Source organism: Mesorhizobium koreense, from assembly GCF_031656215.1.
Lineage (GTDB): Bacteria > Pseudomonadota > Alphaproteobacteria > Rhizobiales > Rhizobiaceae > Mesorhizobium_L > Mesorhizobium_L koreense.
Genome location: NZ_CP134228.1, coordinates 3,981,355 through 3,994,289, shown reverse-complemented (window position 1 = coordinate 3,994,289; position 12,935 = coordinate 3,981,355). Strand labels below are relative to the sequence as shown.

At 55.2% G+C, this 12,935-nt stretch carries 9 protein-coding genes and 2 pseudogenes; 9 read left to right on the top strand and 2 right to left on the bottom strand.

Annotated features, from left to right (window positions below):
* Positions 1 to 26: 26 nt before the first annotated feature.
* Together RBH77_RS19065 and RBH77_RS19060 are read left to right on the top strand one after the other, a co-directional pair.
* The gene (locus RBH77_RS19065; protein WP_311029147.1) at positions 27 to 1,727 is read left to right on the top strand and encodes a type I secretion system permease/ATPase; all 1,701 of its coding nucleotides are present in this window, start codon (positions 27 to 29) and stop codon (positions 1,725 to 1,727) included.
* Complete coding sequence (locus RBH77_RS19060) at positions 1,724 to 3,040, top strand: HlyD family type I secretion periplasmic adaptor subunit (RefSeq protein ID WP_311029146.1); 1,317 nt, start codon at positions 1,724 to 1,726, stop codon at positions 3,038 to 3,040. The genes RBH77_RS19065 and RBH77_RS19060 overlap by 4 nt, the downstream gene beginning before the upstream one ends.
* Positions 3,041 to 3,246: 206 nt before the next feature.
* On the opposite strand, the pseudogene RBH77_RS19055 reads toward RBH77_RS19060, so the two are convergent.
* Positions 3,247 to 3,518, bottom strand: a pseudogene (locus RBH77_RS19055) (transposase domain-containing protein); the annotation flags it as partial.
* Between the two features lie 63 nt (positions 3,519 to 3,581).
* Between RBH77_RS19055 and RBH77_RS19050 the strand changes: the two are divergent.
* Positions 3,582 to 3,848: a transposase gene (locus RBH77_RS19050; RefSeq protein WP_292236827.1), complete on the top strand. Its 267-nt coding sequence runs from the start codon at positions 3,582 to 3,584 to the stop codon at positions 3,846 to 3,848.
* Entirely contained in the window at positions 3,731 to 4,600 is an 870-nt protein-coding gene (locus tag RBH77_RS19045) for an IS3 family transposase (RefSeq protein ID WP_311032616.1), read from the top strand. The genes RBH77_RS19050 and RBH77_RS19045 overlap by 118 nt, the downstream gene beginning before the upstream one ends.
* 118 nt (positions 4,601 to 4,718) lie before the next feature.
* On the opposite strand, the pseudogene RBH77_RS19040 reads toward RBH77_RS19045, so the two are convergent.
* Positions 4,719 to 5,215: pseudogene (locus RBH77_RS19040) on the bottom strand (IS66 family transposase); the annotation flags it as partial.
* 433 nt (positions 5,216 to 5,648) lie between these two features.
* Between RBH77_RS19040 and RBH77_RS19035 the strand changes: the two are divergent.
* The 5 genes from RBH77_RS19035 to RBH77_RS19015 all read left to right on the top strand — a co-directional run bounded on the left by RBH77_RS19035 (position 5,649) and on the right by RBH77_RS19015 (position 12,913).
* Positions 5,649 to 6,284, top strand: a complete 636-nt coding sequence (locus RBH77_RS19035; protein ID WP_311029145.1) for a VPLPA-CTERM sorting domain-containing protein — start codon at positions 5,649 to 5,651, stop codon at positions 6,282 to 6,284.
* 238 nt (positions 6,285 to 6,522) lie between these two features.
* Positions 6,523 to 8,979 carry a tetratricopeptide repeat protein gene (locus RBH77_RS19030; protein ID WP_311029144.1) on the top strand — a complete coding sequence of 819 codons (2,457 nt, stop codon included), beginning with the start codon at positions 6,523 to 6,525 and terminating at the stop codon, positions 8,977 to 8,979.
* Between the two features lie 48 nt (positions 8,980 to 9,027).
* Complete coding sequence (locus RBH77_RS19025) at positions 9,028 to 10,596, top strand: GumC family protein (protein ID WP_311029143.1); 1,569 nt, start codon at positions 9,028 to 9,030, stop codon at positions 10,594 to 10,596.
* A gap of 28 nt (positions 10,597 to 10,624) precedes the next feature.
* On the top strand, positions 10,625 to 11,455 hold the full coding sequence (locus tag RBH77_RS19020; protein ID WP_311029142.1) for a CpsD/CapB family tyrosine-protein kinase: 831 nt from the start codon (positions 10,625 to 10,627) through the stop codon (positions 11,453 to 11,455).
* A gap of 12 nt (positions 11,456 to 11,467) precedes the next feature.
* Complete coding sequence (locus RBH77_RS19015; RefSeq protein WP_311029141.1) at positions 11,468 to 12,913, top strand: undecaprenyl-phosphate glucose phosphotransferase; 1,446 nt, start codon at positions 11,468 to 11,470, stop codon at positions 12,911 to 12,913.
* Positions 12,914 to 12,935 lie beyond the last annotated feature (22 nt).

Genomic DNA, 12,935 nt, shown 5'->3' with positions numbered 1-12,935 from the left:
TAACGACCGAGGCAAGGAACATTTTGTTGTTCGTTGCTGGCTTCAGCTTAGTGATCAATATGTTGATGCTGGTGGGGCCGGTCTACATGATGCAGGTCTACGACCGCGTGCTTACATCCGGCAGCGTTCCGACGTTGGTTTACCTTGCACTTCTTGCCGCAGGGCTATTAATCTGCAGCGCGCTTTTGGAAGGTGCTCGGGCGCGCGTCCTGGTTCGCTTGGGCGGACGCTTGGACGAATTACTGAGCGCACAGCTGTTCGCCAGGCTCGCGTCACCCGACCCTTCTCTTGGCAATGCCAAAGCGCGCGCTCTGCGCGACCTCGACGTCTTGCGCAACTTTCTCACGGGGGCAGGGCTCTTTTTCTTTTTCGACGCGCCTTGGACCCCGCTTTTTTTAGGAGTGATCTGCATTCTGCACCCACTTCTTTTCGTCGTTTCCCTCGTCGGTGCCGTCGCATTATTCGCGCTTGCAGTTGTAAGTGAGTTGGTGACGCGCCGCCCACTGACGGACGCCGGATCGCATATGGCCGCTGCGATGCAGTTTGCAGCCAATGTGGCAGCAAATGCCGATACAGTCGAGGCGATGGGGATGATAGCCGGCCTTCGGGAGCGATGGCTGATACAATGGCGTCATGGGCTTTCACTGCAGTCCGCCGCCAGCGATCGTGCAGGTCTGCTAACCGCAACCACAAAGTTTGTTCGGCCAATGTTGCAGATTGCCATACTGGGTGTGGGTGCCTATTTGGCATTGCAGCAAAAGATCTCGCCCGGCGCGATGGTTGCGGCGTCCATCATGATGGGACGGGCGCTCGCACCCGTCGAAGGCGCCATCGGAAATTGGCGTAGCTTTGTTCTCGCACGGGGCGCCTATGGGCGAATTCGTAAGGTTCTCACCTCGCCTCCCCGTAAGGCATCCAAGCTCCCACTCCCTAAGCCAGACGGCTTTGTTTCCGTTGAGCAGCTGGTTGGTGCTCCGCCTGGAGCCGAGAGATTGGTTATTCAGAACATCTCTTTTCGGCTCGAGGCTGGTGAAGCATTGGGGATTGTCGGCCCAAGCGGATCCGGCAAGTCCACGCTTGCGAGGTTCATTGTGGGCGTTTGGGCTCCCAGAAGCGGTTGCGCTCGACTCGCTGGGGTCGATGTCGCTGGCTGGAATCGGAACGAGCTTGGGCCACATCTCGGCTATTTGTCCCAGAACATCGAGTTGTTTGATGGAACGATCGCCGAGAATATTGCACGGTTCGGAGTCGTAGATGCTGAAGCCGTTATCACTGCGGCAAAATGGGCAGGCGTGCATGAAATGATTTTGCGTATGTCCAATGGATATGACACACGGATCGGGCTCGGCGGGAACGTGCTGTCAGGTGGACAGCGGCAAAGGATCGGGTTGGCGCGGGCTTTGTACGGCAATCCCTCACTCGTCGTGCTCGATGAACCAAATTCGAATCTCGACGGTCAGGGCGAAGCAGCTCTGCTTTCCTCATTGAGGGAACTGAAAGAGCAGGGAGCGTCTGTCATTCTCATCTCTCATCGGCCGTCAGTACTGGAGGCGGTGGATAAGATTCTTGTGCTAACAGACGGGAATATCACAGAGTTCGGATCTCGGCAGGATGTTCTGTGGAAACTGATGCCTAAAGTAGCTGACCATAGGGGAGGGCTTCGCGAAGTCCAACCGGCCGAGCAAGAGCTCTCCACAACTGCTGCGCTCCAGGGCGCGCCAAGATGAGCATTGGTGCAAAAACGGGGCTGGTGCCTCCGACGAATGCCCGCCCTGCAATCATTTTCGGGCTAGCAGTGATCCTTTTTGGGGTTGGTACATTCTGCACCTGGGCTGCAGTTGCAAATCTCTCAAGCGCGATCATTGGGGCCGGAATCGTCAAGGTCGTTTCCAATCGCAAGGAGGTCCAGTCACCAGACGGTGGCACCGTGCGTCTTATCAACGTTAGAAATGGACAAAAGGTGAAAATTGGCGATGTCCTTATTCAGCTTGATCAGACGAAGGAACAGGCTTCTCTAGATGTCATTCGAAGTAATTATGATCTCGCTCAGGCGACCGTAGCAAGGCTCGAAGCCGAGCGCAGTGGGGCAGAGAATATTCAGTTTCCGCAGGACCTGCTGTCTCGTGTGGATGATTCCGATGTTACCGACATCCTTAGAGGTCAGCAGCAATTATTTCAGGTAAGGCGGCAGACCTTGTCGGGGCAGGTCAACTTGATCCGCGAGCAGATAAGACAATTGAAGGAACAATCCCGGGGTTTGGTCGCGCAATCCCAGGCCCAAGCCGACCAGATCGCTATCAGCCAGAGCGAGCATGATGATTTAAGTCAACTCCTCAACAAAAAACTTGTTTCCCGATCGAGGGTCCTAGAACTCGAGCGCGAGGCGGCGCAGCTGAAGGGCAAGAAGAACGATTTCGAGGCGCAGATTGCGGCAACTGAAGCACAGGTTGCTCAGGCTAACTTGCAAATACTACAGCAGCGCATGACCTTCGTGAAAGAGGTCAACGATGAACTCGGAAAACAGCAGTCGAGCGTGTTTACGCTTGGGCAGCAGTTGCTGGATGCTAAGCATTCTCTAGACCAAAAGATAATACGCGCCACGGCAAACGGCATCGTTGTCGGACTGGATGTCCACACAATCGGTGGCGTTGTTGAACCAGGGGCAACCCTGTTAGAGATCGTTCCGGTTGAGGATAATCTGGTAATTGAAGCCCGTATTCGCCCAACAGACATCGACAATATTTCTTCCGGCATGGAGGCGGATGTAGTGTTTCCAGGCCTCCCCCGGCGCGAAATGCCGCGCTTGATGGGCGCAGTAACATATGTCTCTGCAGATGCGATAACTGATCAAAAAACTGCAGCTTCCTACTTTGTTGCCAACATTTCTCTGTCGCGTGGCGAGGAACAAAAGCTCGATGATCATCCGTTGCTGCCAGGAATGCCTGCGGAAGTATATATCAAGACAGGCGAACAGACTCCATTTGCCTATCTAACCCAGTCATTCCGGGAAAGCCTCGATCACGCATGGCGAGAGCCCTAGGAAGGTTCCTATTCGGAGGCGAGTGTGCCTTTATGCTGACGCGCTCTGCGATGGTTCGTACAGCATAGCATAGGCGACGCCGGCCGATCGCCTCCCTGCCATGGCCGATCATCACGGGCGTAAGCCTAGAGCAGGCCGATCTTGGTCCAGCCGCGGCCGGGATCAAGGTATGCGGTGTTCCGAGGCCACGGCCTTAAGTGGTTCGGCTACGTAGGCCAAGGCAGGAGGTCGTCAATCTGGCTTTGAGGATGGCCGGCGACGATGCGAGCGATGACATCGGCGAGATAGAAGTGTGTTTTGACGCCATTGAGCTTGCAGGTCTCGATGAACAAGGCGATTGTCGCCCAATGTTCGGCGCCGCCGTCTGACCCGGCGAATAGCAAGTTTTACGATTCAAGGCAATCGGCCGAATGGTGCGTTCGACGACGTTGGAGTCGATCTCGATCCTGACGTCATCAAGGAAGCGCGTCAGACCCTGACGTGCTCCCCTGAAATGTCCTCGCTTTGAGGTTAGCCTGTCATCCGGATGAGGAGACAGGCCATGAAGCGATCGAGATTTTCCGACGAACAGATCATCGGCATTTTGAAGGAGCACCAGGCGGGGCTTTCGGCGACGGAGCTTTGCCGCAAGTACGGTGTGAGCGATGCGACGTTCTACAAGTGGCGCTCGAAGTATGGCGGCATGGACGTATCGGAGGCGAAGCGGCTGAAGAGCCTGGAGGAGGAGAACGGCAAGCTGAAGCGCCTGCTGGCCGACGCCATGCTCGACGTCTCGACCTTGCGCGAGATGCTCGGAAAAAACTTCTGACGCCTGGGTCGAGGAGGACCGCCGTGACCTGGGCGATCGAGAACAAGGGCTATACGCAGCGTCGTGCTTGCGGGCTCGTCGGCATGGAGCCGCGGGTCTACCGCTATCGTTCGAGCCGACCGGACGACGCTGGCCTGCGAAAGCGGTTACGGGAACTAGCGGCCGAGCTCCGACGCTTCGGCTATCGCCGGCTGCACCTTCTGCTAAAGCGCGAAGTCGTGGCGGTGAACTGGAAGAAGCTCTACCGGCTCTATCGGGAAGAGCGGCTGACAGTGCGCAAACGCGGCGGCCGCAAGCGTGCGCTCGGCACGAGAGCACCGATGGCGATCCCGCAGGATGCCAACCAGCGCTGGAGCCTCGACTTCGTCTCCGACACGCTCACCGACGGCCGCCGCTTCCGGATCCTGTGCGTCATCGACGACTTCAGCCGGGAGTGCCTGGCCACCGTCGTCGACAACTCGATCTCGGGCGAACGCGTCGCCCGCGAACTCGACATCATCGCCGAGCATCGCGGCTACCCCTGCATGATCGTATCGGACAACGGCACCGAGCTGACCTCGAATGCCATCCTGGCATGGCAGGAAGACCGGCATGTCGAATGGCACTACATCGCGCCCGGCAAGCCCATGCAGAACGGCTTCGTGGAGAGCTTTAACGGTCGGCTGCGCGACGAGTGCCTCAACGAGCGGCTCTTCACCAGCTATCGGCATGCCCGAGACAGCATCGAAGAATGGAGGATCAACTACAAGTGAACCGCCCGCACACGAGCCTCGACGGGCTCACCCCGAACGAATTTGCAAACCGGTCCAGATCGGACCACAACGTGAACAGGGCCAACTTATAGGCGCGGACAAAACGGGGAGCACGTCAACCCGTCCAGCGTGAGAGCGCATAACGGATAGCCTCCGTCAGCTTGGTCTTCTGGCTGATGAGAGTGCGTTGCTCTCGAAGCCATGGCTCGAGGGCGTGGATGACGGAACGACTTGTCTCCTGCCAGATGACGCGGCGTTCATCGGCGGCGCGACCGCGGATCTCGCTCTCGACGCGGTAGAGTTGAGCGATGCGAGCGAGCGCCTCCGGGCGATCGGCGGGGGGATCGGCTGCTCGGCCTTGCGGTCCGGCGCGTAGAGATAGGCAACGCCCGGTGGATCGATCTCGCCCCACGGACGGTCATCACTTGCGTATACGAACAGCTGCCCGGTCTTGGCCCGCCCCCGTCCCGGATCAAGCACTGGCGCCGTAGTCTCGTCGGCGAAGAGTTTGTCCGATGCCTTCAGACGCCCGAACGTCCGTTCATGCACGGGACGAAGCAGGAAAGCCGCCTTGCCGACCCAATCAACCAGCATCGAACGATCAAGATTGACGCCGTCTTGCGCTTGCTTGGCCGCCTTCGGCGCTTCCGTGGCAGGTTCCGCAATGACGGCCGAGACAAATAAGGATTCCGATGCGGCTTCAGGTGGCTGTTGCATCATTTGCCGTGCTGCCCGTCGAGACCGAGCACCGTTTCGGCAAGCAGGGACGCATCGCGGATTATCTTACGCCGTTGAGCTTCTCCACCGGATCACCAGCTTCATCCAGCCGCATACAGCGCTCACCAACATCCCAGACAAGCAATGGGCATGAAATCAAAATCTCAGCCTGAAACGCGAGCTTGTTCGAGTCATCCACCTGAGGGCAGTTCAGATTAGACGCAGTTTACCACTTTTGCGAGAATCGAATTGACGCGGCCCCCCCGTTGCTGTTAACTTTTTATTAAGGGTATGGGTCAGCTCAAAATATTTTGAGTGAGTGGGGTATGTCATGGGATTGCACAATTTCGTGCCTATGAGGGCCGCTGTTGTTGGTGGGGTGTTGTTTTCGGTATCATGCATCGGGACCCTCCCGGCGAAGGCGATTACGGTCAGTTCTGCTGATCTTAATGCTTTCAATCAGGTCGGGGAGTCAGGCCCTTCCGTTATCACCTCTCGAACAGATTCAGTGATCGCGAAGTTCTCGACATTATTCCCTATGCTGAATGGATACCAGTATGCGGACATTGGAACCGCGGCGACTATTCACTATGATCAATTGGACAACACGTTTAAGCTAAACGTATCAAATAATAATGAAAATCCGTGGGACTTCTCGCTTATATTGAATGGTGTCCAATATGCAACAACAACAATAGCAAACGGCAGTTCAGCGATATTGAGCGCGACGCTGTTGGGTAGCGGTACTATTAGTTCTGTTGCGGTTCGGGTGGCGGGAATACTTCCGCTTGGTGACCCTAACAACCCCAGTGAAACAAGCTATCCTGACCGAAATGCGGAGTACTCCATATCGGCGGTTCCGATTCCTCCCGCGCTCTTCCTGTTCGGAACCGGAATGATTGGCTTGGGGATGCTTGCTCATCGGAGGAAGCACAGGGTCAAACCAAGGTCAATCTCGTTGAGCTAGAGAATATGCTCTAGGACTTTGTGAGCATTCTGCGCTCTCGGTAGCCTATGCGCGCCGGACTCATGTATCTTCACTTATATATATAGTTAATCTGGTAAGATAAAAGACTGACTGTAGCTTACATACGGTCGGTCTTTAACCTTATTTCAATCTTGTCAAAACTTTACCTTCGAAATTATCGATGATTCTGGTAGAGAACTGTTCAGGTAGTTCAAGGGACGTGGGCGAAAGAGTAACTATGTTCAGAGTAACGCGTTTGCGTGGCGCTTTTTTTGTTGCCTTAGTGGCTTCGACAATGATGTCGATTTCCGGATGCGATTCAGCCGAGGAGCGCGCACAGTCATATTACAAAAGTGGTCTTGAACTCCTTGCGAAAGGCGAGCCCATTAAGGCCAGTCTGGAATTCCGCAACGCGATAAAACTGGACAGCAATTTTGTCGAGGCGCTTTTTGCTTTAGGTAAAGTAGAGGAACAGCAGGGCCGTTTTGACTCGGCGGCGAAGATTTATCTCTCGGTAGCCGAGAAAGATCCCAAGCATGTGAAGGCGCGCGTTCGTTTATCCTATATTTTCCTGGCAGCGGGCCATCCGGACGCGGCACTCAAATATGCAGAGCAGGCTGTCTCCGTCGCTTCGGACGATCCGGAAGCAATGGTGGCGAAGGCTGCGGTGCAATTAAAACTCAATAATCGCGGCGATGCCGTGCAGCTTTCTCAAGCTGCGCTCAAAAAGGATCCGCATGACGTTGACGCGATGATGGTGCTGGCGTCGGAGCGCATCCTGGCTTCTGATCTCCAGGGTGCGCTTGATTATCTCAATAAGGCTCCGGCAGGCAGCGAACGCAATATCGGTCTACAGGTGCTTCGCCTCAACGTCCTCGATAAGCTCAATGACCAGCCCGGCGTCGAGAAGCTTCTGAAGAAGCTCGTTACGCTCTTTCCTGAGAACTCTGCTTTTCCACTCAGTCTTGCAAGGTGGTATCTCAGCAAGGGCCGGGGTGATGATGCAGAGAAGACGATGTACCAATTCGCGGCTGACAATCCCGAGAATGATCGGGCCCAACTCGGCCTGATTACCTTTCTTAACAAAGAAGACGGGCCTCAAGCCGCAGTTGAGGAGGCAAATAAGATTGTCGAGGCTCGTGCGAAAAGGGGAAAGGACGCTTTTACCCTTCGCATGGCCATCGCACAGCTGGAGTTTGCGGCCGGGAATCAGTCGAAGGCAGTAGATTTGATGCATTCGATTATAGACAGCGCTTCGAACGATGAAAATCGCAACAAGGCCCAGATACAGCTCGCCACGATGTTTACGAGGAAGAAAGATTGGGTTGGGGCCGAAAAGCTGACAAACGCTGTGCTTGAGAATGACAGTAAGAATGTGGATGCGCTTCGCGTTCGTGCGTCGGTTCGGTTATCCGAAGGCAATACAGACAAAGGGATCGATGATCTTTTGGCTGCGTTGAACGAAGCCCCAGACGATACCCAACTGCGCAGCCTTCTGGCAGAGGCTTACGAGCGCAAGGGCTCGGTTGTCGTGGCCGGAGAGCAATATGCCAAGGCGATGAGCCTCGACAATAATTCGCCAACTACTGGCCTGCCCTATGTGCGTTTTCTCCTGCGTTACGGTAGGACGGATCAGGCGTTGAATGTGCTGGAGAGCGTTCGCAAGGCCGCTCCGAAGGATCGTGAAGTGCTGAAACTGCTCGCCCAGCTCAAGCTGGATGCCGGCGACTGGGTAGGAGCCCAACAAATAGCCGATGCACTGCGTCACCTCGATAGGGGCCCAGCGGATCCCTCAGCGGACAGGATTGCCGCCGCCGCCCTCGGTGGCCTAGACAAGTACAATGAAAGCATCAGTCTGCTTCAGAAGTCGCTGACGACCAATGCTGACAGTCCGAGTCTGCTGTCGGACCTTGTGCGCACCTATATGAGGGCGGGTCGGCAGTCGCAAGCAGAGCAATATCTCAAGACAGTTCTGAAGGAGAATTCCAGCAACGTAGAGGCGCATATTCTGCTTGGGTCCGTTTACATGTCCACAAACAGAAGTGATCTGGCTAAACAGGCCTTCCAAGATGCCGCAGTTGCGGACAAGAAAGGCGTTCTGGGAGACGCTTCCCTTGCGCAGTTCTATCTCGCAACAGGGGATCCTCAAAAAGCGGAGGCTGTCGCGCGCGAAGGCCTGACGCGTGACGACAAGAACCAGATGCTGCATTCGCTTCTAGGTACCATCTACCAGCAGCAAGAAAGGTTTGATGACGCCATTGCGCAGTATGAATTGCTGTTGAAGGCCAATCCCGGATCGCCGGTCGCAGCGAACGATCTCGCCAGCCTTCTGTCGGAGCGCCGCGGCGACAAGCAGTCTCTCGATCGGGCTTTTGACATCGCGCAGCGGTTCCGAAACTCCCAGATCCCTCAGTATCTCGATACACTTGGCTGGATCTACTATCTCCGGAGCGAGTACGCCTCGGCGTTGCCTCTAATTCGGACCGCCGCCCAAAGAATGCCGCGGAGTGCTCTTGTCCAGTATCATCTTGGGATGGTGTTGAAAGCGCTTGGTCAGCAGGAGCCTGCCGTTGCGAGCCTGAAGCAGGCTATATCCCTAACTCCGCCGCTCATCAAATCCGACATGGACAAGGCACAGGGTGCACTTCAGCAATTGGCAACCAAACCGCCGCATTCTGCAAAAGCTGCGAACTAGCTCTTGCGACGCTGAGCCGGCTTTGTCAGGCAATAGATGGATTAGCGCATGGAACAAGAACTCGATCTGAGGAGCTATTTTGCAGTTCTTCGCAGGCGTTACCTTTACCTGGTGATACCAGCGATCCTGATATGCGGATCCGTGGCAGTAATCGCCTATCTGCTTCCGAAGATCTATCAGGCCAGCGCAACGATCCTTGTCGAAACTCAGCAGATCCCCACCGATCTAGCCGCTCCCACGGTAACTGCAAATGCTGCCGAACGCATCCACGTGATACAGCAGCGGCTGCTAGCACGGGACAATCTTCTGCAGATTGCGAACAAGTTCAGCCTGTACGATTATGAAGGCGAGTCTCGCTCCCCGACATCGATCGTAGAGAACATGCGGGACGCGATCGACATTGAACAGATCGACGTGAGCAGCCGGACGTCGCGGCGGGATGGCAGTGTAATCGGCTTTACAGTGTCCTTCGAGTATCGGAATCCCACCACCGCCTCCAGGGTCACCAATGAACTGGTTCAATCGATCCTATCTCAGAACGTTGAATCCCGGCTGAGCCGAGCTACCGAAACCAGCAGCTTTTTCAGGAGCCAACTGGACGATCTGCGTCAACGGCTGCATGTGGCGGAACAAAAGATCGCCAATTTCAAGCGCGACAACAACGCCGCTCTGCCGGAAACCCTGCCTGATCGTCGCCAGCAGCTCGACCAGATCAATGCCAAGATCGGCGAGCTGAACCAGAGGATACAACTGGCTAGCAGCTCGGATCCTGCACTTGCTTCGGCAGATGGAGGCGACCTCCAGAGCCTGACGTACAGCCTGCAGGCTCAGAAGATTAATCTGGACGCTTATCAAAAAAAGCGGGTCGCGGTGGGACCTCTGGTTCAGAAAGGTTACTTTCCAAAGAACCAGCTTGCCGAGCTCGATCGACAGATTGGAGTGACGAAGGTCCAGATCGCGTCACTTGAGGCGCAGATCGCCTCGAAAGGGGGAGCCACATTAAATGGAGACCTGGTCAGCGCTCTGAAGTCACAACGAGATGAGTTGAAAGAGCAAGCGAATGCGCTGAATGCAAACATTTTGACGACACCGACTGTCCAAGCCGAACTCAGCAGCCTGGAGCGAGACCATCAAAGTCTGCAGAGCGAATACCAGCAAAGCCAAGCAAAGCTTGAAGATGCGATAACAGGCGAGCGCCTGGAACAGGATCGGCAAGCCGAGCGATTTGAAGTTATCGAACAGGCCAGCATACCTACGCGGCCAACCAAGCCGAACCGCCCGAGGATCATCATGGCTGGGTCATTTGGTGGCTTCGCTTTCGGGGCAGGCTTAGTGGTCCTGCTTGAGATGTTCGACAATAGCATCCGCACCGCCGCCGACTTGGAAAAACACGTTCGGCTCAAGCCGATAGCGGAAATTCCATATGTCTCGACAATCGCCGAGCGGCGGCGTGGCCGATGGCGTTTCGCCTTAGTCGTTATCGTTATTGTTGGCGTAATCATTGGAATGCTTACTGCTATCCATTTCTACTATATGCCGCTTGATGTCCTTGCCGACCGCGTATGGCAACAGATCAATATCTGGCTCCCGATTAGCAGCCGTCTGATCGCGCATTGACGCCCCGAACCTGCCACCGGAGCAACTCATGGAACATATAAGAGAAGCGCTTCTCAAAGCCGACCCATCGCTTGGCGCAGTGAAAAAGGAGGGGGCGGCCCGTTCTCCCGCGGCGATTGCTCCTGAACATAAGAATGAGGCCGCCAGCGTTCCGCTGGCGCAGCCTGCTTGGAAACCTCGGCAGGTCGAACTGGAATCACACCATCTGGAAGCAAACCGGATCGTCTCAGCTGCGATGGATGATCCGGCACATGTCTCATTCAACATCCTACGCACAAGGGTCCAGAAACTCCAGCGTGACAGGAACTGGAAAAACTTTGTCGTGACGTCGCCAACTCAAGGCTGCGGGAAGACGATGGTAGCCGTAAATCTCGCTTTCAGCATGGCCCGCAATCCCAATTGCCGGACGGTGCTGGTGGACCTGGATTTGAGAAAGCCATCTGTTGCGAAAACGCTCGGAATTGCATCAAGCGGCTCCATTGGACAATTTCTCCAAGGCGAGGGCAGGGCAGAAAGCTGCTTTGTTCAAATCAATCCCAATCTGATCGTTGGTTTGAACGTCGACAGAACAAGGCAGTCTTCTGAGCTTGTCCAGTCGTCCCGCATGGGCGAGTTACTCAGGTTCGTCGTAGATTCCTTTGCGCCGGATGTTGTGCTTTATGACCTTCCCCCCATGCGCAGCAGCGACGATGCATTGGCCTTCCTACCCAAAATAGACGCGGCGCTTCTTGTTGTCGCTTCTGGCACGACAACCGTTTCGGAGCTTGATGAATGCGAACACCAGCTCAGCCATTTGGATAAGCTGCTTGGGATCGTAATCAACAAGAGCGCAAGAGACACAAGGGACTACTACTACTGACAGGAGGATCGGTTGAACCAGCTTCCGAACGTTGTGCTCAACCAACCGCCCACTACGCGGCCGGCTCGATTTTCAATTTCGTCCACCGTCATTTCTGGGATAGCCGTTCTTCTTGATTCCGCCATGATCCTTGGCGCCGGGCTAATAACCTATCTTTTCCTGATCAGCGTGAATGTCGTTACAGGAAGCTTCTATGCGACCTGCATTTGTTGCATCTGGATTACGGTGCTTTTACTCTTTCAATTTTCCGAGCTCTATCGCTTTGACGCAATCATTCGGCCGCTGCCAAACCTCGATAAGATGATCATAGCGTTTGCCACGGGCTTCCTTTTCCTGCTGGCTGCCGCTTTTGCGGTAAAACTGTCGTCGACGCTCTCGCGCGCATGGATAGGCGCATTCGGTGCCAGTACCATGCTTCTGACATTGACCGGGAGGATTATTCTCAGTCGCAGTGTACTGTATCTTTGCCGAAAAGGCGTCTTCTCGCGGAACATGATCATCGTGGGCAGTCAACGCAACGTTACTCGACTGACCCAACGAATGCTTGATCTCAATCCCGGCTTCATCACTGTAACGGCTCTTTTCCTGGACTTGCCGTCCGATGTCACTATCCAGGGGACACCCGTAATGGGCAATCTTGAAGCCATTCCGTCTTTCGTCCGCGCTTCAAGAGTTGACGATATTGTCATTGCGCTTCCATGGTCTGATGAGCATAGAATCCTTGCACTTGTGGAGAAGCTTCGCGAGCTTCCCGTCAATATTTACCTCGGCTCGGATCTCATCGGCTTTCGCCTCGATTTCAGCGAAGCACCCGGCCACTTCGAAAGCGCCCCGATATTCTCGGTTGCTGGCCATCCCATGTCTGGCTGGGCGGTGGCGATTAAAGCTGCCGAGGACTATGTTCTTTGTTCCGTTCTCCTCGCCGTCGCGGCAATCCCTATGGCATTCATCGCATTGCTTGTGCGCCTTGACAGTCCGGGGCCTGTAATCTTCAGGCAAGAGCGTCTCGGCTTTAATAATGGAGTGTTCCAGATATACAAGTTCCGGACCATGCGCATCAGCGAGCCCGGAACCATAACGGTCCAGGCCAAAAAGGCCGACCCGAGAGTCACGCGGATTGGACGTTTCTTACGCCGCTCAAGCCTCGATGAACTTCCCCAACTATTTAACGTCTTGCTCGGCAACATGTCACTGATTGGACCGCGCCCCCATGCAGTCGATCATAACGCAGAATATTCCCGTTTGATTCGGGGATATTTTGCGCGCCACCGCGTAAAGCCTGGCATGACGGGATGGGCGCAGGTCAATGGTCTGCGTGGCGAGACTAAAACTACCGAGAAGATGGAGGCACGTATACGGCACGACGTCTACTATACAGAGAATTGGTCGCTCGGGTTTGATTTGCTCATCTTGCTGAGGACGGCAGTTGTTCTTATTACGGGGCAGAATGCATACTAGGCCCGGGTCGTCTCATGCGAAA

Bases quoted from the DNA above. Each gene is read 5' to 3' on its own strand.
- RBH77_RS19035 (WP_311029145.1), top strand. From the start codon at position 5,649: ATGGGATTGCACAATTTCGTGCCTATGAGGGCCGCTGTTGTTGGTGGG.
- RBH77_RS19060 (WP_311029146.1), top strand. From the start codon at position 1,724: ATGAGCATTGGTGCAAAAACGGGGCTGGTGCCTCCGACGAATGCCCGC.
- RBH77_RS19020 (WP_311029142.1), top strand. From the start codon at position 10,625: ATGGAACATATAAGAGAAGCGCTTCTCAAAGCCGACCCATCGCTTGGC.
- RBH77_RS19050 (WP_292236827.1), top strand. From the start codon at position 3,582: ATGAAGCGATCGAGATTTTCCGACGAACAGATCATCGGCATTTTGAAG.
- RBH77_RS19030 (WP_311029144.1), top strand. From the start codon at position 6,523: ATGTTCAGAGTAACGCGTTTGCGTGGCGCTTTTTTTGTTGCCTTAGTG.
- RBH77_RS19025 (WP_311029143.1), top strand. From the start codon at position 9,028: ATGGAACAAGAACTCGATCTGAGGAGCTATTTTGCAGTTCTTCGCAGG.